Source organism: Aestuariivivens marinum (assembly GCF_022662175.1).
Lineage (GTDB): Bacteria > Bacteroidota > Bacteroidia > Flavobacteriales > Flavobacteriaceae > Aestuariivivens > Aestuariivivens marinum.
In genome coordinates, this window is the sequence record NZ_JAKMCR010000003.1 from 230,894 (window position 1) to 251,246 (window position 20,353).

Annotated in this window: 19 protein-coding genes; 18 read left to right on the forward strand and 1 reads right to left on the reverse strand. The window is 32.9% G+C overall.

Annotated features, from left to right (window positions below; all coding sequences use genetic code 11):
* Nucleotides 1-92 precede the first annotated feature (92 nt).
* Nucleotides 93-1,640 (reverse strand): T9SS response regulator signal transducer PorX, encoded by a 1,548-nt coding sequence (gene porX / locus MR053_RS10255; RefSeq protein ID WP_242132345.1) that lies wholly within the window; start codon nt 1,638-1,640, stop codon nt 93-95.
* 90 nt (nt 1,641-1,730) lie between these two features.
* Here porX and MR053_RS10260 point away from each other — a divergent pair, with 90 nt between their 5' ends.
* The 18 genes from MR053_RS10260 (at nt 1,731) to hisA (ending at nt 20,276) form a co-directional block, all read left to right on the forward strand.
* Nucleotides 1,731-2,945 carry an HD domain-containing protein gene (locus tag MR053_RS10260; RefSeq protein WP_242132346.1) on the forward strand — a complete coding sequence of 405 codons (1,215 nt, stop codon included), beginning with the start codon at nt 1,731-1,733 and terminating at the stop codon, nt 2,943-2,945.
* A gap of 104 nt (nt 2,946-3,049) precedes the next feature.
* Nucleotides 3,050-4,078, forward strand: coding sequence for a UDP-3-O-(3-hydroxymyristoyl)glucosamine N-acyltransferase (gene lpxD / locus MR053_RS10265; RefSeq protein WP_242132347.1), 1,029 nt, complete (start codon nt 3,050-3,052; stop codon nt 4,076-4,078).
* A complete protein-coding gene (locus MR053_RS10270) occupies nt 4,065-5,471 on the forward strand; it encodes a bifunctional UDP-3-O-[3-hydroxymyristoyl] N-acetylglucosamine deacetylase/3-hydroxyacyl-ACP dehydratase (protein ID WP_242132348.1) in 1,407 nt (468 codons plus the stop codon). The genes lpxD and MR053_RS10270 overlap by 14 nt, the downstream gene beginning before the upstream one ends.
* A gap of 95 nt (nt 5,472-5,566) precedes the next feature.
* A complete protein-coding gene (lpxA, locus tag MR053_RS10275) occupies nt 5,567-6,352 on the forward strand; it encodes an acyl-ACP--UDP-N-acetylglucosamine O-acyltransferase (RefSeq protein WP_242132349.1) in 786 nt (261 codons plus the stop codon).
* 5 nt (nt 6,353-6,357) lie between these two features.
* A complete protein-coding gene (gene efp / locus MR053_RS10280; RefSeq protein WP_242132350.1) occupies nt 6,358-6,924 on the forward strand; it encodes an elongation factor P in 567 nt (188 codons plus the stop codon).
* A gap of 85 nt (nt 6,925-7,009) precedes the next feature.
* Nucleotides 7,010-7,948: a UDP-3-O-(3-hydroxymyristoyl)glucosamine N-acyltransferase gene (locus MR053_RS10285; protein WP_242132351.1), complete on the forward strand. Its 939-nt coding sequence runs from the start codon at nt 7,010-7,012 to the stop codon at nt 7,946-7,948.
* A 69-nt stretch (nt 7,949-8,017) separates the two neighbouring features.
* Nucleotides 8,018-8,890, forward strand: a complete 873-nt coding sequence (gene sucD / locus MR053_RS10290) for a succinate--CoA ligase subunit alpha (RefSeq protein ID WP_223548407.1) — start codon at nt 8,018-8,020, stop codon at nt 8,888-8,890.
* A 117-nt stretch (nt 8,891-9,007) separates the two neighbouring features.
* Nucleotides 9,008-9,754, forward strand: coding sequence for a 3-oxoacyl-[acyl-carrier-protein] reductase (fabG, locus tag MR053_RS10295; RefSeq protein ID WP_242132352.1), 747 nt, complete (start codon nt 9,008-9,010; stop codon nt 9,752-9,754).
* Nucleotides 9,755-9,830: 76 nt separating this feature from the next.
* The gene (locus MR053_RS10300) at nt 9,831-11,864 is read left to right on the forward strand and encodes a vWA domain-containing protein (protein WP_242132353.1); all 2,034 of its coding nucleotides are present in this window, start codon (nt 9,831-9,833) and stop codon (nt 11,862-11,864) included.
* 10 nt (nt 11,865-11,874) lie between these two features.
* The gene (locus MR053_RS10305) at nt 11,875-12,690 is read left to right on the forward strand and encodes a prohibitin family protein (RefSeq protein WP_242132354.1); all 816 of its coding nucleotides are present in this window, start codon (nt 11,875-11,877) and stop codon (nt 12,688-12,690) included.
* A gap of 145 nt (nt 12,691-12,835) precedes the next feature.
* Entirely contained in the window at nt 12,836-13,543 is a 708-nt protein-coding gene (locus tag MR053_RS10310) for a LytR/AlgR family response regulator transcription factor (protein ID WP_242132355.1), read from the forward strand.
* Nucleotides 13,544-13,660: 117 nt separating this feature from the next.
* Nucleotides 13,661-14,035 carry a hypothetical protein gene (locus tag MR053_RS10315; protein WP_242132356.1) on the forward strand — a complete coding sequence of 125 codons (375 nt, stop codon included), beginning with the start codon at nt 13,661-13,663 and terminating at the stop codon, nt 14,033-14,035.
* A gap of 415 nt (nt 14,036-14,450) precedes the next feature.
* The gene (gene hisG, locus MR053_RS10320) at nt 14,451-15,308 is read left to right on the forward strand and encodes an ATP phosphoribosyltransferase (protein ID WP_223548417.1); all 858 of its coding nucleotides are present in this window, start codon (nt 14,451-14,453) and stop codon (nt 15,306-15,308) included.
* Between the two features lies 1 nt (nt 15,309).
* Complete coding sequence (gene hisD, locus MR053_RS10325) at nt 15,310-16,596, forward strand: histidinol dehydrogenase (RefSeq protein ID WP_242132357.1); 1,287 nt, start codon at nt 15,310-15,312, stop codon at nt 16,594-16,596.
* 35 nt (nt 16,597-16,631) lie between these two features.
* Nucleotides 16,632-17,666: a histidinol-phosphate transaminase gene (gene hisC, locus MR053_RS10330; RefSeq protein ID WP_242132358.1), complete on the forward strand. Its 1,035-nt coding sequence runs from the start codon at nt 16,632-16,634 to the stop codon at nt 17,664-17,666.
* Nucleotides 17,667-18,800: a bifunctional histidinol-phosphatase/imidazoleglycerol-phosphate dehydratase HisB gene (gene hisB / locus MR053_RS10335; protein ID WP_242132359.1), complete on the forward strand. Its 1,134-nt coding sequence runs from the start codon at nt 17,667-17,669 to the stop codon at nt 18,798-18,800.
* A 71-nt stretch (nt 18,801-18,871) separates the two neighbouring features.
* On the forward strand, nt 18,872-19,453 hold the full coding sequence (gene hisH / locus MR053_RS10340; protein ID WP_242132360.1) for an imidazole glycerol phosphate synthase subunit HisH: 582 nt from the start codon (nt 18,872-18,874) through the stop codon (nt 19,451-19,453).
* An 88-nt stretch (nt 19,454-19,541) separates the two neighbouring features.
* Nucleotides 19,542-20,276: a 1-(5-phosphoribosyl)-5-[(5-phosphoribosylamino)methylideneamino]imidazole-4-carboxamide isomerase gene (gene hisA / locus MR053_RS10345; protein ID WP_242132361.1), complete on the forward strand. Its 735-nt coding sequence runs from the start codon at nt 19,542-19,544 to the stop codon at nt 20,274-20,276.
* The last annotated feature ends 77 nt before the right edge of the window (nt 20,277-20,353 follow it).

Genomic DNA, 20,353 nt, shown 5'->3' on the forward strand with positions numbered 1-20,353 from the left:
TTAAACTTAAATTTATATGCAATATTAGTAATAAAATTTAAAAAAACCTAAAAAAACATGTATTTCATCGGTAATATATGCTTTTTATGGATTTATTTAGGTTCAAAAACAACAAAAGGAATAATCATTTCTTCTAATGAAACACCACCGTGCTGATATGTATTTTTATAGTAACTCACATAATGATTGTAATTGTTTGGATAAGCAAAAAATAAATCGCCTTTTGCAAAAATATATGAGCTACTCATATTTATAGAAGGGAGATGGATGTTTTTGGGGTTTTTAGATTCAAATACATCTTTAGAATCATAAGTTAAGCTTCTGCCTGTTTTATAGCGTAAATTTAAACTGGTATCTCGATCACCGATAACTTTAGAAGGATTTTTTACATTAATTGTTCCATGATCTGTAGTTAGTATTAGTTTAAAACCTATTTGTTGAGCTAACTGAATCATTTCAAGCAAGGGGGAATTTTTAAACCAACTATAAGTTAACGACCTATAAGCCTTGTCGTTTGATGCAAGTTCTTTTACAACCTCCATTTCGGTTTTAGAATGCGATAACATGTCAACAAAATTGTAAACCACAACAGTTAAATCATTGTTTTTAAGTGAATTAAAGTTATCAACTAAGCGTTTTCCCGATTTTAAATTAGTTATTTTATGGTATTCATAATTTAAGTGATTTAAACCAAGGCGTTTCATTTGGGTTTGTAAAAATTCCGCTTCAAATAAATTTTTTCCACCGTCATCAGTATCGTTCTTCCAATAATTTGGAAATAATTTTTCCATATCCCTGGGCATTAACCCAGAAAAAATAGCATTTCTGGCATATTGGGTAGCTGTAGGTAAAATGCTATAGAAGGCCTCTTCCTTTTCCTTTTTGTAATAGTTGCTAATGATTGGCTCTAGGGATTTCCACTGGTCATAACGTAAATTATCAATAACTATAAGAAGCGTGGGCTGTTTTTTGCTAATTTCCGGCACGATACACTCTTTAAAAAGTGTATGGGACATTATTGGTGAATCTGTATTGGATTGAAACCAACTTTCATAATTTTTATCAATAAACTTGCCGAATTGAATGTTTGCTTCGGTTTTTTGAGACTCTAAAATTTCAAACATACTTGCATCTTCAATATCTTCCAATTGAATTTCCCAATAAATTAACTTTTGGTATAAACTTGCCCATGCATCATGTGAGTTTACCATGGCCATATCCATAGCTATTTTTCTAAATTCTTGTTGATAGTTTGAAGTCGTTTTTTCTGAAACCAATCTAGAATGATCTAAATTCTTTTTTAGACTTAGCAATATTTGGTTTGGATTTACTGGCTTGATAAGATAATCTGCTATTTTATTACCAATAGCTTCCTCCATAATGTATTCTTCTTCACTTTTGGTAATCATAACAACAGGAAGATTGGCTTGCTTTTCTTTAATTTCATTTAGAGTTTCTAAACCAGTAAGCCCAGGCATGTTTTCATCTAAGAAAACGATATCAAAATTTTGCTCATCAAGTACTTCAATAGCCTCCCTTCCGCTATTACACTTGGAAACTTTATAATTTTTTTGCTCCAAAAATAAAATATGGGGCTTTAATAAATCAATCTCATCATCAACCCAAAGTATATTTATCATATTATTTATATTTTAAATGTATCAGAAATTTCAAATAATCAATTTCTAATTAATTTATATTTGTAAACAGTTAATTTAAAAACTTAAAGTTTGAATAAACTTAAAATATTAAACGATCCAATTTACGGATTTATTACCATACCAAATTCGTTAATCTTTGATTTAATTCAGCACAAATACTTTCAACGGTTAAGGCGAATAACCCAAATGGGAATGTCTTATTTGGTGTATCCTGGTGCTCACCATACAAGGTTTCATCATGCTATTGGTTGTGTGCACCTCATGCAGAAAGCTGTTAATGTACTTCGTTTTAAGGGAGTTACAATATCTGAAGATGAGGAAGAAGGTTTATATGTTGCAATTTTATTGCATGATATTGGTCATGGTCCTTTTTCACATGCTATGGAGCATAGTATTGTAAATGGCATTTCCCATGAAGGTATTTCCCTGTTGTTTATGCAGGAGCTGAACGAAGAATTTAACTCAAATTTAACGCTGGCCATTCAAATATTTAAAGGTGAATACCCAAGGAAATTTATGTGCCAATTGGTTTCAGGGCAGTTAGATATGGACAGATCAGATTATCTAAAACGAGATAGTTTTTATACAGGTGTTGCTGAAGGTAATATTAACAGTGAACGATTAATTACAATGTTAAATGTTGTAAATGATGAACTTGTTGTAGAAGAGAAAGGTATTTATAGTGTTGAAAAATTTTTGATTGCCAGACGGTTTATGTATTGGCAAGTATATTTACATAAAACAGGGTTGGTAGCCGAACAATTATTGATTAGGGTGTTAAAACGAGCTAAAGAATTGACAAAAAAAGGGATAAGATTACCTTCTAGTCAAGCCTTAACGTTTTTCTTAGAAAATGATATCTTGCATGAGGATTTTAACAGTTCAACTTTGCAAATTTTTGCACAATTAGATGATTTTGATGTTATTTCTGCCATGAAGGAATGGCAGTGCCATAATGATTTTGTTCTGAGTAAACTATGCAATATGATTATTAACAGAAACTTACTAAAAATTAAGATAAAAAATAAGCCAATTAAATTACCATCCTTGACTAAAGAAATAGAAATGTTTACCCAAACAAATCAAGTTTCGGAAGCTGAAGCTGAATATTTTGTTTTTACTGGAGAAGTTTCCAATCAAGCTTATGAGCCTAAAAACAAGAAGATCAATATTTTGTTTAAATCTGGTAAAATTCAAAACATTGATATGGTATCAGATCAACTTAATTTAAAACCACTATCTAAAACAGTAACTAAGTATTATATTTGCTATCCAAAAGAATAGATTGTTTATCCAATTGCATTTCATCAATTAGAACAGGACGCAATACTTTGTTACATTTTTCATATTTTTGCGGAAATTAAATCAAAACCAACAAACTAAAACGTGTGAAATTTACAGCACAACAAATAGCAGAAATTTTAGAAGGAGATGTTGTAGGAAATGCTGAAGTTGAAGTTTCTAAACTTTCTAAAATAGAAGAGGGCACCGAAGGGTCTTTAACATTTCTAGCAAATCCGAAGTATACACAATACATTTATTCTACCAAAGCTTCTATAGCTATTGTAAACAAAACATTCAAACCAGAATATAATGTTGGCGCTACCCTTATAAAAGTAGACGATGCGTATTCGGCATTTTCAAAGGTATTGGAATATTACAACTTAGTAAAACTTAATAAAAGTGGTATTGAACAACCATCTTTTATTTCGGAAACTTCTAGTTATGGGGCCAATGTATACATTGGCGCATTTTCTTATATAGGGGATAATGTCATTTTAGGTGAAAACGTAAAAATTTACCCCAATGCATATATAGGAGATAATGTTACAGTTGGGGACAATACTATAATTTTTTCAGGTTCTAAAATTTATTCTGAATGTGTTATAGGAAGTCATTGTGTAATCAACTCTGGAGCTATAATTGGAGCAGATGGTTTTGGTTTTTCTCCAAATGAAAATGGTGAATATATAAAAGTTCCCCAAACAGGTAATGTTATTTTAGAAGATTTCGTAGACATTGGGGCTGCTACAACTATTGATAGAGCAACTTTAGGGTCTACTATTATAAGAAGAGGGGTCAAACTGGACAACCAAATTCAAATAGCGCATAATGTTGAAATTGGAAAAAATACTGTTATTGCAGCCCAAACAGGAATTGCTGGCTCCACTAAGATCGGTGAAAATTGCCAAATAGGAGGGCAGGTTGGAATAGTTGGGCACATTTCGATTGGTAATAATGTAAAGATACAAGCACAATCGGGTATTATACGAAATGTAAAAGATAATGAGGTACTTCAGGGTTCTCCAGCACTAGGTTATAATGACTATAACAAATCGTATGTTCATTTTAAAAACTTACCTAAGATTGTAAAAAATATTAATGATATAGATAAAAAATTGAATGGGAATAGTTAGTACGGAAACCAAACAAAAAACTATAAAAAAAGAAATTTCCTTAACAGGGGTGGGTTTACATACTGGAAAGGATGTAACATTAACTTTTAAATCTGCTCCTGCAAATTCTGGCTTATCCTTTAAGCGCGTCGACTTAGAAGGTGCTCCAGTTATTGAAGCTAATGCCAGTTATGTAACCAATACTCAGCGAGGTACATGTTTGGAGAAAAACGGTGTTACAATACAAACATCAGAACATGTTTTGGCAGCATTGGTAGGATTAGATATTGACAATGCTATTATTGAGCTTAATGAGTCCGAACCTCCTATCATGGATGGTTCTTCTAAGTTCTTTGTTGAGGCTTTGGAAAAAGCCGGTATTGTAGAACTTGATGCTTTTAGGGAAGAGTTTGTAGTTACCGAAATAGTTTCGTATACCGATGAGGAAACAGGGAGTGAAATTTTAATCATGCCCGCCAAAGAATATCAAATAACTACTATGGTAGATTTTGGCACTAAAGTGTTGGGTACCCAAAATGCTACTCTAAATAACATTTCAGATTTTAAAAAAGACATTTCAAACTCTCGAACATTTAGTTTTTTGCATGAGATTGAAATGTTGCTGGAAAATGGGTTAATAAAAGGTGGCGACTTAAACAATGCCATTGTTTATGTAGACAAACCTCTATCCCCTGAAACTATGAACAAGTTAAGAGTGGCTTTTAAAAAAGACAATATTGCTGTTAAGCCTAACGGGATACTTGATAATTTAACTTTGCATCATCCTAATGAAGCTGCTCGACATAAATTATTAGATGTACTTGGTGATTTGGCATTAATAGGGACTCGTATAAGAGGCAAGGTTATAGCCAATAAACCAGGACATTTTGTAAATACCCAATTTGCAAAAAAACTGTCTAAGATTATTAAGAACGAAAGGCGCAATAATGTTCCAAATATAGATTTGAATCAAGCGCCCTTGATGGATGTCACACAAATCATGGCCATGTTGCCTCATAGACAACCTTTTTTATTAATTGATAAAGTTTTTGAGCTTACTGAAAACTATGTAACAGCTACTAAGAATGTCACTATGAACGAAGAGTTCTTTAGAGGACATTTTCCAGGAGCTCCGGTAATGCCTGGAGTACTGATTGTGGAAGCTATGGCCCAAACAGGTGGGATATTGGTGTTGAACACAGTACCTGATCCAGAAAATTATTTAACTTTTTTCATGAAAATGGATAATGTTAAATTCAAGCAAAAAGTAATGCCTGGTGATACTTTGATTTTTAAATGCTCTTTAATTACTCCAATTCGTAGGGGTATTTGCCACATGCAAGGTTATGCTTATGCTAATGGAAAATTATGTGCTGAAGCAGAACTAATGGCTCAAATCACTAAAGTTAAATAAATTATGTAGCGAGTAATTTTAGAACTCACATGAATTTTTTTGTTTAAAATTCCAAGAGCACATTATTTACATATTTATTAAAATAAAACACAAAAATGAATCAACCTTTAGCATACGTACACCCTGGAGCAAAAATTGCAAAAAATGTGGTAATAGAACCCTTCACTACCATACATAATAATGTTAAAATAGGCGAGGGCACTTGGATTGGCAGTAATGTTACTATTATGGAAGGTGCTCGCATAGGTAAAAATTGTAATATTTTCCCTGGAGCTGTTATATCTGCTGTACCACAGGATTTAAAATATAACGATGAAGAAACTACTGTTGAAATTGGTGATAATGTAACTATACGTGAATGTGTTACCATAAATAGGGGAACTGCAGATCGTATGAAAACAGTTATTGGTAATAATTGCTTAATCATGGCTTATTGCCATATTGCCCATGACTGTATAGTGGGTAATAATTGTATTTTTTCCAATAACAGTACATTGGCAGGACACATTACCATTGGTGATTATGTGGTTTTGGCGGGTATGACGGCTGTTCATCAATTTTGTTCCATTGGTAATCACGCCTTTGTAACAGGTGGATCTTTAGTTAGAAAAGATGTGCCTCCTTATGTAAAAGCGGCAAGAGAACCATTGTCTTATGTCGGTATCAATTCTGTTGGACTGAGAAGAAGGGGGTTTACTTCGGATAAGATAAGGGAAATACAGAATATTTTTAGAATACTTTATCAAAAAAACTACAATAACACACAAGCTTCAGAAATCATTGAAGCTGAAATGGAAGCCACTCCAGAGCGTGATGAAATTTTACAATTCATTAAAAACTCTCATCGTGGTATTATGAAAGGATATTTTAAATCAAATTAATTATAATGGCAAGTACAAGTGATATTAGAAACGGGTTATGTATTAGATATAACCACGATATTTATAAAATTATAGAGTTTTTACATGTTAAGCCTGGTAAAGGACCAGCTTTTGTAAGAACGAAATTAAAAAGTGTTACTACAGGAAAGGTTATAGACAATACGTTTTCTGCTGGACATAAAATAGAGGATGTTCGTGTTGAAACACATAAATTCCAATTTCTATATAATGATGGTGAATACTATCATTTTATGAATACTGAAGACTACACCCAAATTCAATTACAGGAGGCTGCATTGGACAGACCCGATTTAATGAAGGAAGGTGAAATTGTAACAGTTTTAATAAATACAGAAGATAATATGCCGCTTTCTATTGAAATGCCAGCCAGTGTTATATTGGAAGTTACCCACACTGAACCTGGTGTAAAAGGAAATACAGCTACTAATGCCACTAAGCCAGCAACTGTTGAGACGGGAGCTGAGATAAATGTCCCTTTATTTATTAATGAAGGTGATAAAATTAGGATAGAAACCGAAAAAGGAACTTATAAAGAACGTATTAAAGAGTAAAATCAGTTTGCAGCTTTAATTGTATTGTCAATAGTTGCTCAGACTTTCAACATTACTAATACATACCGTTAATTACCTGCTTAATATGAAGTTTCCAAAGCAATATACCTTAAAAGAAATTGCCAGTCTAATTGGCTGTGACTTTGTTGGTAATGAAGATTTTCCTGTTTTAGGAATGAATGAAATTCATGTGGTTGAACCAGGGGACATCGTTTTTGTCGATCACCCAAAATATTATGATAAGGCCTTGAATTCAAAGGCAACTATTGTTCTAATAAATAAGAATGTTCCTTGTCCAGAAGGTAAAGCTTTGCTGATCAGTCATGATCCATTTAGGGATTTTAATAAATTAACCCAGTTTTTTAAGCCCTTTCGGCAAACGAATAAATTAATTTCAGATTCAGCGATTATTGGTGAGGGTACGATTATTCAACCTAATTGCTTTATAGGGAATAATGTGATTATTGGTAATAATTGCGTTATTCATCCCAATGTCTGTATTTATGATGATACTGTCATTGGAGACAATGTAATTATTCATGCAGGAACTGTTCTTGGAGCTAGTGCCTTTTATTACAAAAATCGTCCTGATGGGTTCGACCAACTATTATCAGGGGGTAGGGTGGTCATTAAAAACAATGTTCATATTGGTGCTTTATGTACAATAGATCGTGGAGTTACTGGCGACACAGTTATTGGTGAAGGTTCAAAATTGGATAACCAAATTCAAATTGGCCATGACACCTCTGTTGGTAAAAAATGTCTAATTGCATCACAGGTTGGCATTGCAGGTTGTGTTATTATTGAAGATGAAGTAACTATTTGGGGGCAAGTTGGTAGTACCAGTGCGATAACTATTGGAGAGAAAGCTGTAATATTGGCCCAGTCCGGTATAAGTAAATCTTTAGAAGGACATAAAACCTATTTTGGATATCCTGCCGAAGAATCTAGACTTAAGCTCAGAGAACTTGCCCTAATAAAAAAAATACCTGATATCATTCAACAATTAAAAAACAAAGTATAGACTTTATTTATACAGTGCAATACATTACTTTTGTCACACTTTTTTAAACGATTTAAAAAAAATAAAAACATGAGTGTTTTAGTAAATAAAGATTCAAAAATAATAGTACAAGGATTTACTGGTAGTGAAGGTACATTTCATGCTGGACAAATGATTGAATATGGAACCAATGTAGTTGGTGGTGTCACTCCAGGAAAAGGTGGCCAAATCCATTTGGATAAACCTGTGTTTAATACTGTAAAAGAAGCTGTAGATCAAGTTGGTGCTGATACGACCATTATTTTTGTGCCACCTGCATTTGCTGCTGATGCCATAATGGAAGCTGCCGATGCCGGTATTAAAGTTATTATAACCATAACAGAAGGTATTCCTGTTGCTGATATGATAATTGCCTCTAACTATATTAAGAACAAAGACTGTCGTTTGGTTGGTCCAAATTGTCCAGGTGTAATTACGCCTGAAGAAGCAAAAGTAGGAATCATGCCAGGTTTTGTGTTTAAAAAAGGAAAGGTAGGTATTGTGTCAAAATCCGGAACATTAACATACGAAGCGGCCGATCAAGTAGTCAAGCAAGGATTGGGTATTACTACAGCTATTGGTATTGGGGGTGATCCTATTATAGGTACTACTACCAAAGACGCCGTAGAACTTCTTATTGGTGACCCAGAAACAGAAGCTGTTGTGATGATAGGTGAAATAGGTGGGCAATTAGAAGCAGATGCTGCTAATTGGTATAAAGAAAGTGGTAGTAAAAAACCAATTGTAGGTTTTATTGCTGGTGAAACTGCACCAGCTGGACGTACTATGGGACATGCAGGTGCTATTGTTGGAGGTAGTGATGATACTGCACAAGCCAAAAAGAAAATTATGAGGGCTTGCGGTATTCACGTTGTGGATTCACCTGCCGAAATTGGTAAAAAAGTAGCCGAGGTAATGGCTTAATAATATGATCTGTTAATACTAAAGGCCTCACATTTTTTGTGAGGTTTTTTAGTATATAGTATTTTGTTATTAGTATATTTGAATTTCAACAATTTTATAAAAAATAAAGTCAATGATATGAAATTATTAGAAGGGAAAACAGCGATTGTTACTGGGGCAAGTAGAGGTATAGGAAAGGGTATCGCCCAAATTTTTGCAGACCAAGGAGCAAATGTTGCTTTTACTTATAGCTCATCGATAGAAGCTGCGAAAGCCTTGGAAGATGAATTAAATGCCAAGGGAATCAAAGCTAAAGGCTATCAAAGTAATGCAGCTAGCTTTGAAGAAGCCCAAAAATTAGCTAATGATGTTGTTGCTGAATTTGGAAGTATCGATATCTTAGTTAATAACGCAGGTATAACTAAGGATAATTTATTAATGCGTATTAGCGAAGAAGATTTTGATAAAGTTATTGAAGTAAACCTTAAATCGGTTTTCAATATGACCAAAGCAGTCCAGCGTACTATGTTAAAACAACGTAAGGGATCTATTATTAACATGAGTTCGGTTGTAGGGGTTAAAGGTAATGCAGGTCAAACCAATTATGCAGCTTCCAAGGCTGGTATCATAGGGTTTTCTAAATCTGTTGCCTTAGAATTAGGCTCTAGAAACATTAGAAGTAATGTCGTTGCTCCTGGCTTTATTGAAACCGAAATGACTGCAAAGTTAGACGAAAATGTAGTGAAGGGTTGGCGTGATGCTATTCCATTAAAACGTGGTGGTACACCTGAGGATATTGCTAATGTTTGTGTGTTCTTAGCTAGTGATATGAGCGCCTATATTACAGGGCAAACCCTTAATGTAGATGGTGGTATGCTAACTTAAAATTTGCAATTAAAGATTTACAATTTGACGGCGAAGTTTTAATGTATGTAAAAATTGTAAATCGTAAATTTAAATAATGCAGACCGAAACCGTATTATATTTTATACTCGCTGGAATAGCTGCTTTATTTATAGCAGGATTTCAATATTACAAAAACGAAAAAAGTATGTCTAAGTTAAACATGCTTTTTTTGTTTTTAAGATTTCTTACTATTTTTTCAATTTTATTATTACTCATCAATCCTAAGTTTCACCAAGAAACCATTTCAATTGAAAAGCCTAATTTGATTATAGCTGTAGATAATTCAAATTCAATTGTTTATCTAAAACAGGAGGAAAAAGTTAGGGAATTAGTTCAAAGGATTATGGATAGTGAGGCTTTAAAAAATAAGTTTAATATTGATGTTTACACCTTTGGAAAAGATTTTAGTGCTACAGACACTTTGACGTTTTCTGAAAAACAGACAGATATAAACGGTGCTATTAACCAGCTTTCCCAACTATATAAACAAACCACATCGCCTACATTACTTATTACAGATGGAAACCAAACTTATGGTAACGATTACGAGTTTTCATCTTCAAAATATAAACAGCCTATTTATCCAATTATTTTGGGGGATACCACTGCCTACACCGATTTAAAAATCCAACAATTTAATGTAAATAGGTATGCCTTTTTAAAAAATCAATTTCCTGTTGAAGCCGTTCTTGTTTATAATGGTTATGATAATGTTCAATCAAAATTTGCAGTTAAAAAAGGAGATGTCGAAGTATATTCAAAAAATATTAGTTTTTCAAAAGACAATAATTCTAGTATAATTAACTTTACGCTACCAGCTTCAACTGTAGGTGTAAGTAGCTACCGAGCGACATTAACTCCAATTGAAAATGAAAAAAATAAAATAAACAATACAAAGCTTTTTGCTATTGAAGTAATAGACCAAAAAACAAAAGTAGCCATTGTAAGTGCATTTTTGCATCCAGATTTAGGTGCCTTAAAGAAAAGTATTGAACGTAATGAACAACGTTCCTTAACACTTTTAAATCCAGATGAGGCAATAAATCAAATTGATGATTTTCAATTAATTATATTGTACCAGCCAAACCATATCTTTAGGGATTTATATAAGTTTCTAGATAAAACAAATAAGAATAGATTTATAATTGTAGGAACAAAAACGAACTTGACTTTTTTAAATGAAGTCTCTAAAAACTTTCAACATGAAATTTCTGGACAGCTAGAAGATTATCAAGCTCAATTGAATTTGAATTATTCACCTTTTTTAGTGGATGATATCAATTTTGAGTCTTTTCCTCCGTTAAGATCTAATTTTGGTGCAATTAATTTTAGTGTGCCATTTCAAACTTTATTAACCAAGACCATAAATGGCAACCCAACCATCGATCCTTTACTAGCAACTATTGAAACCAATGATAAGAGGGAAGCTATTTTGTTGGGAGAAAACATTTGGCAATGGCGAGCCCAAAGTTTTATAAGCACAAAGTCATTTAACCCTTTCGATGATTTTTTAGGGAAAGTGGTTCAGTATTTGGCATCAAATAAGCAACGAAACCGATTGAATATTGAATATGAAACATTCTATAATGGCAATACCAACATTATTGTTAAAGCACAATACTTTGATAAGAATTATCAATTTGATGCCAGGCAATCGCTAAACATTACTGTTAAGGATGATATTTCGGGTGACACCAAGATACTTCCCTTTGTGATTAAAAATAACAATTACCAAGTGGACTTGAGTAGTTTGTCGCCTTCTAAATACAGTTTTACGGTAAGCCTATCAGATGAATCTATTTCACAATCTGGAAACTTTCAAATACTGGAATACAATGTAGAGCAACAATTCTTAAGTGCCAATGTAACAAAGTTGCAACGTTTGGCTACTAATAGCAATGGAATATCTTATTTTATAGATGAAACAACTAATTTGTATAGTGATCTATTAAATGATTCACGTTATTTGCCCGTTCAAAAGAGCCATAAAAATAGCTTACCTTTGATAGATTGGAAATACTTGCTTTTAATTATAGCTTTGAGCTTATCGGCTGAGTGGTTTTTAAGAAAATATAACGGATTAATTTAAAATAAATACAATGGAAAAATTACCAAAAGTTGCCTTACCTTTTATAATAGGCGCAATCATTTTAATTATAGTATTAGCTAAATCTGCTGTAACTATAGACGCTGGACATGCAGGAGTTTTATATGAAACGCTAAGTAATGGGGTAGATCCCGAAAAAGATGCTTTGGGACCAGGTTTTCATATTATTGCTCCTTGGAATAGAGTTATTGATTATGAAACCCGTCAACAAGAAGTTCCAGAAGCAATGTCTGTGCTTTCATCTAATGGTTTGGATATTAAATTGGATGCATCTGTTCTATACGAACCTGATGTCAAGAATTTGGGAAGGTTACATAATGAAAAAGGAGAAAGTTACTTAAAAAGGGTTTTGCAACCTGCTGTTCGTAGTGCGGCACGTAGTGTTGTTGGTCGTTATACTCCAGAGCAATTATATTCCAGTAAACGTGACGCCATTCAAGAAGAGATATTTTTAGAAACCAAGAATATTGTAGAAAGCCAATATATTCAACTTAACAATATTTTAATTCGAGATGTAACACTTCCACCTACTATTAAAGAGGCTATTGAACGTAAGCTAAAGCAGGAACAAGAATCTTTAGAATATGAATTTAGATTGGTTACTGCATCAAAAGAAGCTGAAAAACAACGTATCGAAGCGCAAGGAAAGGCCGATGCCAATAAAATTTTAAGTGCATCACTTACCGATAAAATTTTACAGGATAAAGGTATAGAGGCCACTATAAAACTATCAGAATCAGCTAATAGCAAAGTTATTGTTATAGGTTCAGGAGATTCAGGGATGCCTATTATTTTAGGGAATCAATAAGTACATCAGTGTTTATTTAGTATTTGATAGAGATTCCCTGGAAGTAATGATGTGGACTTCTTTTACCTTATTGGACAAAAACTGGCAAAAACTTTTCTTGATAAGTTTTTGCCTTGTTTTTAGTGTGCTATTTTTGAATGTTTTTGTGCCTTATAATATTAATTTATGGGAGGACGATAAGGGCGTTGATCAATTTATAAGACTTTCTAAATTTTCTGCAATAGGTATTTCTGTTTTAGCTTTCTCACAATTTGTACTTAGAAAACTGTTTGGAGTCAAAAAATTTAGGCTTGTAGAATTTGTATTTTGGGTGTTTTTTGAAATAACGTTAATGGCTTTTGTGTTATCGCTTATTTACCAATACGACGGAGTAGTGTTTTGGCCTTTTTTTCTTGAATGCCTCCATTATGCATCATTAGTAATTATAATTCCATATACAATTTCACTACTTATAATTTATGTAATTCAGCTAAGGCAAAAGCGAAACATAAAAAGTAATTTGTCAAGCATTACAGATTTAATTGGTATCCCAGATGAAAATAATGCCGTTAAACTATCCATACCTGTAAACAGTTTATTATATTTTGAATCGGCAGACAATTATGTGGCTGTCAATTATATTGACGACAATAAGGTAAAAAAAAAGCTTATTCGAAATACACTTAAAAACCTAGAAATAATTTTGGATAATGCAATTGTTAAAAGGTGTCATAGGTCATATATTGTTAATCTAAAAAACATTAAGCTCATAGAAAAAGTCTCTGGAAAGTTTTTAATTCATGTAAAAAACAGTGACGTAGTCATCCCTATATCTGCCAATTATATCCCACAATTTAAAACACATATGTATTAGGGAATCTATTTATCCCATAATATTCTTTTTTGTCCCTATTTTTTCGTGTTAACACATTGGTTGTATAATTTTGGATGGAATAATGAAATAAAATATAAAATAGTAACTTAATTAATTATGAAAAAAAATCTTTTTGTATTAGTAGTAATAGCATTTCTTTTTTGTTTTAAAACAAATGCCCAAGAGTCGTTAAAAAACTTTGAAGGCCCATGGGTGTATACATGTAACGATGCTCCTTATGGATACCAATCGGGAACATTAATAATTGAACACAAAGGGAATAAATACATCGTTAAAGTTGTATATGAAGATGGAAGTGTCGTTAATGCACAATCATTAAAAGTAGAAAATGACATTTTATATTTTAATGTCAATGTAGAAAATGAATCCGTCGATGTTCAATTGAAGAAAGAAGGGGGTAAGTTAAAAGGAAAAGCAATAAATAATTATGGTGAAGAATTATTGTTAACCGCAGTAAAAAAGGTTAAATAATTGATAGGTTTGTTATATGAACTATTTTCATTGATAACCCTTAAAAATAACTGTTAGATATACGTTTATTTAAATATTTTTAGTTTGTGGCCTTATTTAATGTTTAAGTGCTAAAAAAAACAATCAAGAATTGCTTATTTTTAAAATAATAAAAAATGTATCCATAATATTTGGTATTGTTTACTATTATTATTGATATTTGTATATATAAATCAATGTAATGACTTTTATTCATGTGCATCATCATTTTCTAATTTGCTCTCAAGCGAAGTGAAGATGTATTGAATAAATTCAACATATTTTTAACCCGTTTGAGACCATCAAGCGGGTTTTTTATTTCTAATTGTTTTACAATTTGAAATAGTCTTCACCCAAGTGAAGATTTCATAATATATATAAACTCAATAAAATAAAAATGAGTAAGCTAAGAATTGCAGTACAAAAATCGGGTCGATTGAATGAAGATTCGATGCAAATTTTAAAAGATATCGGTATTTCTATTGATAACGGTAAAGACCAGTTAAAAGCCTCGGCTAGAAATTTTCCTGTAGAAGTATTTTATTTAAGAAATAGTGATATACCACAATACCTAAAAGATGGCGTTGTAGATGCTGCCATTATAGGTGAAAATGTTTTGATAGAAAAGGGAGAAGACATAGAAATAGCTGAAAAATTGGGGTTTTCAAAATGTCGTGTATGTATAGCGGTTCCAAAATCTGTAAAATATAATAGTATAAAAGATTTAGAGGGTAAGCGTATTGCAACATCCTATCCAAATACAGTTCAGGACTTCTTGAAAAAAGAGAGGGTTGATGCCAACCTTCACATTATCAACGGTTCTGTTGAAATTGCACCAAATATTGGTTTGGCTGATGCCATTTGTGATATTGTATCAAGTGGAAGTACTTTGTTTAAAAACAACCTTAAAGAGGTTGAAACCATTTTAAAATCTGAAGCCGTTTTAGCTGTTTCTCCTCTTTTAAGTGATGATAAACAACCTATTTTACAAACAGTTCAATTTAGAATACAATCAGTTCTAAAAGGCAGAAATTCGCGGTACGTTTTATTAAATGCCCCTAATGATAAGTTACAGGATATTATTAATGTGCTTCCAGGTATGAAAAGTCCAACAGTTCTACCACTGGCAGAAGAAGGTTGGAGTTCTGTTCATTCTGTAATTAGTAAAAATGAATTTTGGAATGTTATTGATGATTTAAAAGCTAAAGGAGCCCAAGGCATCTTAGTTTGTCCTATAGAAAAAATGGTATTGTAGTATGCAAGTAATAGAAAACCCAAATAGCGCAAGTTGGCCAGAAATTTTAAAACGTCCTACACAAACGGTTAATGATATTGAAGGTGTTGTTAATGAGATTTTTCAGGACGTTAAGAAAAATGGTGACTCTGCTATTCAGCAATACACCCAGCGGTTTGATGAGGTGTTCATACAAAACAATTTGGTTTCGGTTGATGAGATTGAAGCAGCAAGCAATAGCGTATCAAAACAACTAAAGGATGCCATTAAACATGCCAAACAAAACATTGAAATCTTTCATGCTGCGCAAAAAACAGCTAGGGTAGAAATTGAAACTACAATTGGCGTACAATGTTGGCAGGAAAAAAGACCTATTGAGCATGTTGGTTTATATATTCCAGGTGGTACAGCACCATTATTTTCAACAGTATTAATGTTGGCTGTTCCTGCGAAATTAGCTGGTTGTAAAGAAATAGTTCTATGTTCTCCACCTAATAAATCGGGCAAAGTGGCCCCTGAGATTTTATACACGGCATCATTGTGTGGCGTAACTAAAATTTTTAAGGTAGGTGGTATACAAGCTATTGCTGCATTAACTTTTGGTACAGATTCCATACCCCAAGTATATAAAATCTTTGGTCCCGGAAACCAGTTTGTGACTGTGGCAAAGCAACTAGCAACAAAATATGGTGTAGCCATCGATATGCCTGCTGGACCAAGTGAATTGTTGGTTGTTGCCGATGGCTTCGCCAACGCATCTTATATTGCTTCAGATTTGTTAAGTCAGGCCGAACACGGTACAGATAGTCAGGTTATTTTGGTGTCTACATCCAAGCGTTTAATTTTTGATGTTTCAAAAGAGCTTGAAAAGCAATTAGAGCTTCTTCCACGTAAAGCAATAGCCAAAATAGCTATTGCAAACTCAAAGCTTATTTATATCGAAAATGATGAATTAGCATTAAAACTGATTAATACCTATGGACCAGAGCACTTTATTATTTGTACAAAGAATGAAGGTTTTTATGTAGATGGTATTATGAATGCAGGTTCGGTTTTTATAGGTAATTATACACCTGAAAGTGCAGGTGATTATGCGTCGGGAACCAACCATACCTTACCAACTAACGGATTTAGTAAGGCTTATTCTGGAGTGAATTTAGATAGTTTTTTAAAGAGTATGACCTTTCAAAAAATAACTGAAGTGGGTATTTTAAATATTGGGAAAACAATAGAATTAATGGCAGAATCCGAAGGGTTGCAAGCTCATAAAAATGCTGTAACTATTCGGTTAAAGGATTTAGAAAAATAAATCTTTTAGACCTATCTGGGCTAATTTGTAATGATATGAATGTTTTAGATTTAATACGACCAAGAATAAAATCCATTAAGCCGTATTCATCGGCTAGGGATGAGTTTCAAGGGACTAATGATAATATGGTTTTTTTGGATGCCAATGAAAACCCTTTTGAAAATGGTATAAACCGTTATCCGGATCCATTACAAAAAAAAGTCAAATCCTTGTTGTCTGAAATCAAAAAAATTCCACAAGAACAAATTCTTTTGGGAAATGGAAGTGATGAAGTGTTGGATTTAATTTTTAGAGCTTTTTGTGAACCTAATCTAGATAATATTATTACGTTGCCACCAACTTATGGCATGTATAGTGTATTGGCAAATATCAATGCAGTTGACATAAAAGAAGTTCAATTATCAGATGATTTTCAACCTCAGGTTGATAGAATTTTAGATATCGCCGCTACCAACAGTAAATTATTATTTCTATGTTCTCCTAACAATCCATCTGGTAACAGTTTTTCATCAGAATTAATAGAGCGATTATTAAAGGAATTTAGAGGCATTGTAGTTATAGATGAGGCTTATATAGATTTTGCGCCCGAACCTAGTTGGATTGCCAAATTAGAGAAATACCCCAATTTAATTGTAACGCAAACACTTTCCAAAGCTTATGGTATGGCTGGTATACGTTTAGGTATTTGTTATGCTTCGACTAAGATTATTTCGGTTTTAAACACCATTAAGCCACCATATAATGTTAATGAACTAACACAACAAAAAGCCATTGAACAATTGCAAAATAAGGATCAGACAGAACAGCAAATACAGTCTATTCTAAAAGAACGTGACCTTATGATTTCAGAATTGGGGAAAATTTCATTCGTTTCTAAAATATATCCTTCCGATGCTAATTTTATACTCGTCAAAGTTGATAACGCAACCATGCGCTATAACCAATTGATCGATAAAGGTATAGTGGTTAGAAATAGAACTTCACAACCAGGTTGTGAAAATTGTTTGCGATTTACAGTTGGCACAAAGCAAGAGAACAATACATTAATAAAAACATTAAACTTGTTATAAATGAAACGTGTACTTTTTATAGATAGAGACGGCACTTTAATAAAAGAACCAGCCGACGAACAGGTTGATGCATTCGAAAAGTTAATATTTTATCCTATGGTATTTCAGTACTTAGGAAAGATCTGTAAAGAGCTGGATTATGAAATTGTTATGGTCACCAACCAAGATGGTTTGGGTACATTATCAAATCCAGAGGAAAAGTTTTGGCCCATCCATAATTTTGTAATGGATACCTTTAAGGGTGAAGGCATTGAGTTTAAGGAAGTGTATATTGATACAACTTATGCCAAGGATAATGCACCTACCCGAAAACCTAATACCGGCTTGTTGACTAAGTTTTTTACTGATGAATATGATTTGGAAAATTCTTTCGTAATAGGGGATAGGCTTACCGATGTAGAGCTTGCCAAAAACTTAGGAGCTAAAGGAATATTTATAAACGATGAAACGTATTTGGGAAATAATGAAATTACGGTTAAGCGTGAAGAACTGGACACTTATATTGCTATTGAAACTAATGATTGGAAGAAAATTTATGAATTTTTAAAATTAGAGGATCGTGTTGCGGAAATTACCCGTAATACGAATGAAACGCAAATTTATATTAAGCTGAACTTAGATGGTTCAGGAAATAATGATATTAGTACCGGATTATCTTTTTTCGATCATATGTTGGATCAAATAGGACGTCATGGAGCAATGGATTTAACCATTAAGGTTAATGGAGATTTAGAAGTAGATGAACACCATACTATTGAGGATACCATGATTGCTTTGGGAGAAGTATTTCATAAGACTTTAGGTAACAAATTGGGGATTGAGCGTTATGGTTTTTGCTTACCTATGGATGATTGTTTGGCTCAAATAGCTATAGATTTTGGTGGTAGAAATTGGTTAGAATGGGACGCTGAATTTAAGCGTGAAAAAATAGGAGATATGCCAACTGAAATGTTTTTTCATTTGTTTAAATCGTTTACTGATGGAGCCAAGTGCAATTTGAATATAAAAGCCGAAGGAATTAATGAACATCATAAGATTGAAGCTATTTTTAAAGCTTTTGCAAAAGCGATAAAAATGGCTGTAAAAAGAGATGCCAATAAGATGTTTTTGCCAAGTACAAAAGGTATGCTGTAATAATTAAAAACCAAGATTAACGATTCACGATTTCAATAATCGTGTATCCGAAATCGTAAATATGCAATTAAGTGAAGTTAGTTATTATAGATTATGGAGCCGGGAATATTAAAAGCATCCAATTTGCATTTAATCGTTTAGGTTATGATGCTATATTGTCTAATAATCCTGTGGAAATCAAAACCGCCGATAGGATTATTTTTCCGGGTGTTGGAGAAGCGAATTCTGCTATGAAAAAGCTTAAGGAAAGTAAGTTGGATGAATTAATACCAAACCTTAAACAGCCTGTATTGGGCATTTGCTTGGGAATGCAACTCATGTGTCAATATACTGAGGAAGGTGATACAAAGGGTTTGGGTATTTTTCAAACTAATGTAAAACGGTTTTCCAATTCCGTTAAGGTGCCACAAATGGGATGGAACGTGATTAAGGAGTTGAAATCGGATTTATTTAAAGGCATCAAGGAAAATGAATACATGTATTTGGTACATAGTTTTTATGCCGAACATTGTAATGAAACCATAGCTGCTACCGATTATGGCATCAATTATGCTTCGGCTTTACAGCATGAAAATTTTTATGGAGTTCAGTTTCATCCAGAAAAGAGTAGTGTAGCAGGAGAGCATATTTTGAATAATTTTTTAACACTCTAGAGTATACTTAACTAGTTTCAGTATCTCTTAAAAATAAATTAATATTAAAGCCTTGAAAAAAGTTCAGGGTCGATTAATAAGTTAATCAATGAGAATTATACCAGCAATAGATATTATAGAGGGAAAGTGTGTACGACTAACCAAAGGAGATTATGACACCAAAAAAATATATAACGAAAATCCATTGGAAGTCGCCAAGCAGTTTGAAGATTCAGGGATTAAGTATTTGCATTTGGTTGATTTAGATGGTGCAAAAGCACAGCATATAGTCAACTACAAGATCTTGGAACAAATTGCCTCTAAAACTAATTTAAAAATAGATTTTGGAGGTGGATTAAAAGCCTATGAAGACTTGCACATTGCTTTTAATTCCGGAGCGAAACAAATTACTGGAGGAAGTATTGCTGTTAAAGATCCCAAAACCTTTGAGGGGTGGATATCAAAATACGGTTCAGTAAAAATTATATTGGGTGCAGATAGTGATCAGGGTAAGGTATCCATTAGTGGCTGGCAGGAACGAAGCACAGAAGATGTGATTCCGTTTATCAAGACCTATCAAAATAAAGGCATTCAATATGTAATTTGCACCGATATTTCTAAAGATGGCATGCTGCAAGGGCCTTCTATCGATTTGTATAAGCAAATCATAATAGAATGTACCAATAGCAGTAGTGGACAACCTATTAAGTTAATTGCTTCGGGAGGTATTTCAAAAATAGATGAATTATCTGTTTTAAAAGAGATTGGCTGTGAAGGAACCATAATAGGCAAGGCTATTTATGAAAATAAAATTAGTTTAAAGCAATTAGAAAAGTTTGTTTGACAATATTAAGATAACCATAATATGAAATGGAAGTGTATCCTTAAACAGTTAGTATAAAAATAGATTACAGCCCTCTA

Coding starts and splice junctions, on each gene's coding strand:
- MR053_RS10300 (WP_242132353.1), top strand. CDS start 9,831: ATGCAGACCGAAACCGTATTATATTTTATACTCGCTGGAATAGCTGCT.
- lpxA (WP_242132349.1), top strand. CDS start 5,567: ATGAATCAACCTTTAGCATACGTACACCCTGGAGCAAAAATTGCAAAA.
- sucD (WP_223548407.1), top strand. CDS start 8,018: ATGAGTGTTTTAGTAAATAAAGATTCAAAAATAATAGTACAAGGATTT.
- efp (WP_242132350.1), top strand. CDS start 6,358: ATGGCAAGTACAAGTGATATTAGAAACGGGTTATGTATTAGATATAAC.
- hisG (WP_223548417.1), top strand. CDS start 14,451: ATGAGTAAGCTAAGAATTGCAGTACAAAAATCGGGTCGATTGAATGAA.
- MR053_RS10315 (WP_242132356.1), top strand. CDS start 13,661: ATGAAAAAAAATCTTTTTGTATTAGTAGTAATAGCATTTCTTTTTTGT.
- hisC (WP_242132358.1), top strand. CDS start 16,632: ATGAATGTTTTAGATTTAATACGACCAAGAATAAAATCCATTAAGCCG.
- hisA (WP_242132361.1), top strand. CDS start 19,542: ATGAGAATTATACCAGCAATAGATATTATAGAGGGAAAGTGTGTACGA.
- hisD (WP_242132357.1), top strand. CDS start 15,310: ATGCAAGTAATAGAAAACCCAAATAGCGCAAGTTGGCCAGAAATTTTA.
- MR053_RS10270 (WP_242132348.1), top strand. CDS start 4,065: ATGGGAATAGTTAGTACGGAAACCAAACAAAAAACTATAAAAAAAGAA.
- MR053_RS10305 (WP_242132354.1), top strand. CDS start 11,875: ATGGAAAAATTACCAAAAGTTGCCTTACCTTTTATAATAGGCGCAATC.
- porX (WP_242132345.1), bottom strand. CDS start 1,640: ATGATAAATATACTTTGGGTTGATGATGAGATTGATTTATTAAAGCCC.
- fabG (WP_242132352.1), top strand. CDS start 9,008: ATGAAATTATTAGAAGGGAAAACAGCGATTGTTACTGGGGCAAGTAGA.
- hisB (WP_242132359.1), top strand. CDS start 17,667: ATGAAACGTGTACTTTTTATAGATAGAGACGGCACTTTAATAAAAGAA.
- MR053_RS10285 (WP_242132351.1), top strand. CDS start 7,010: ATGAAGTTTCCAAAGCAATATACCTTAAAAGAAATTGCCAGTCTAATT.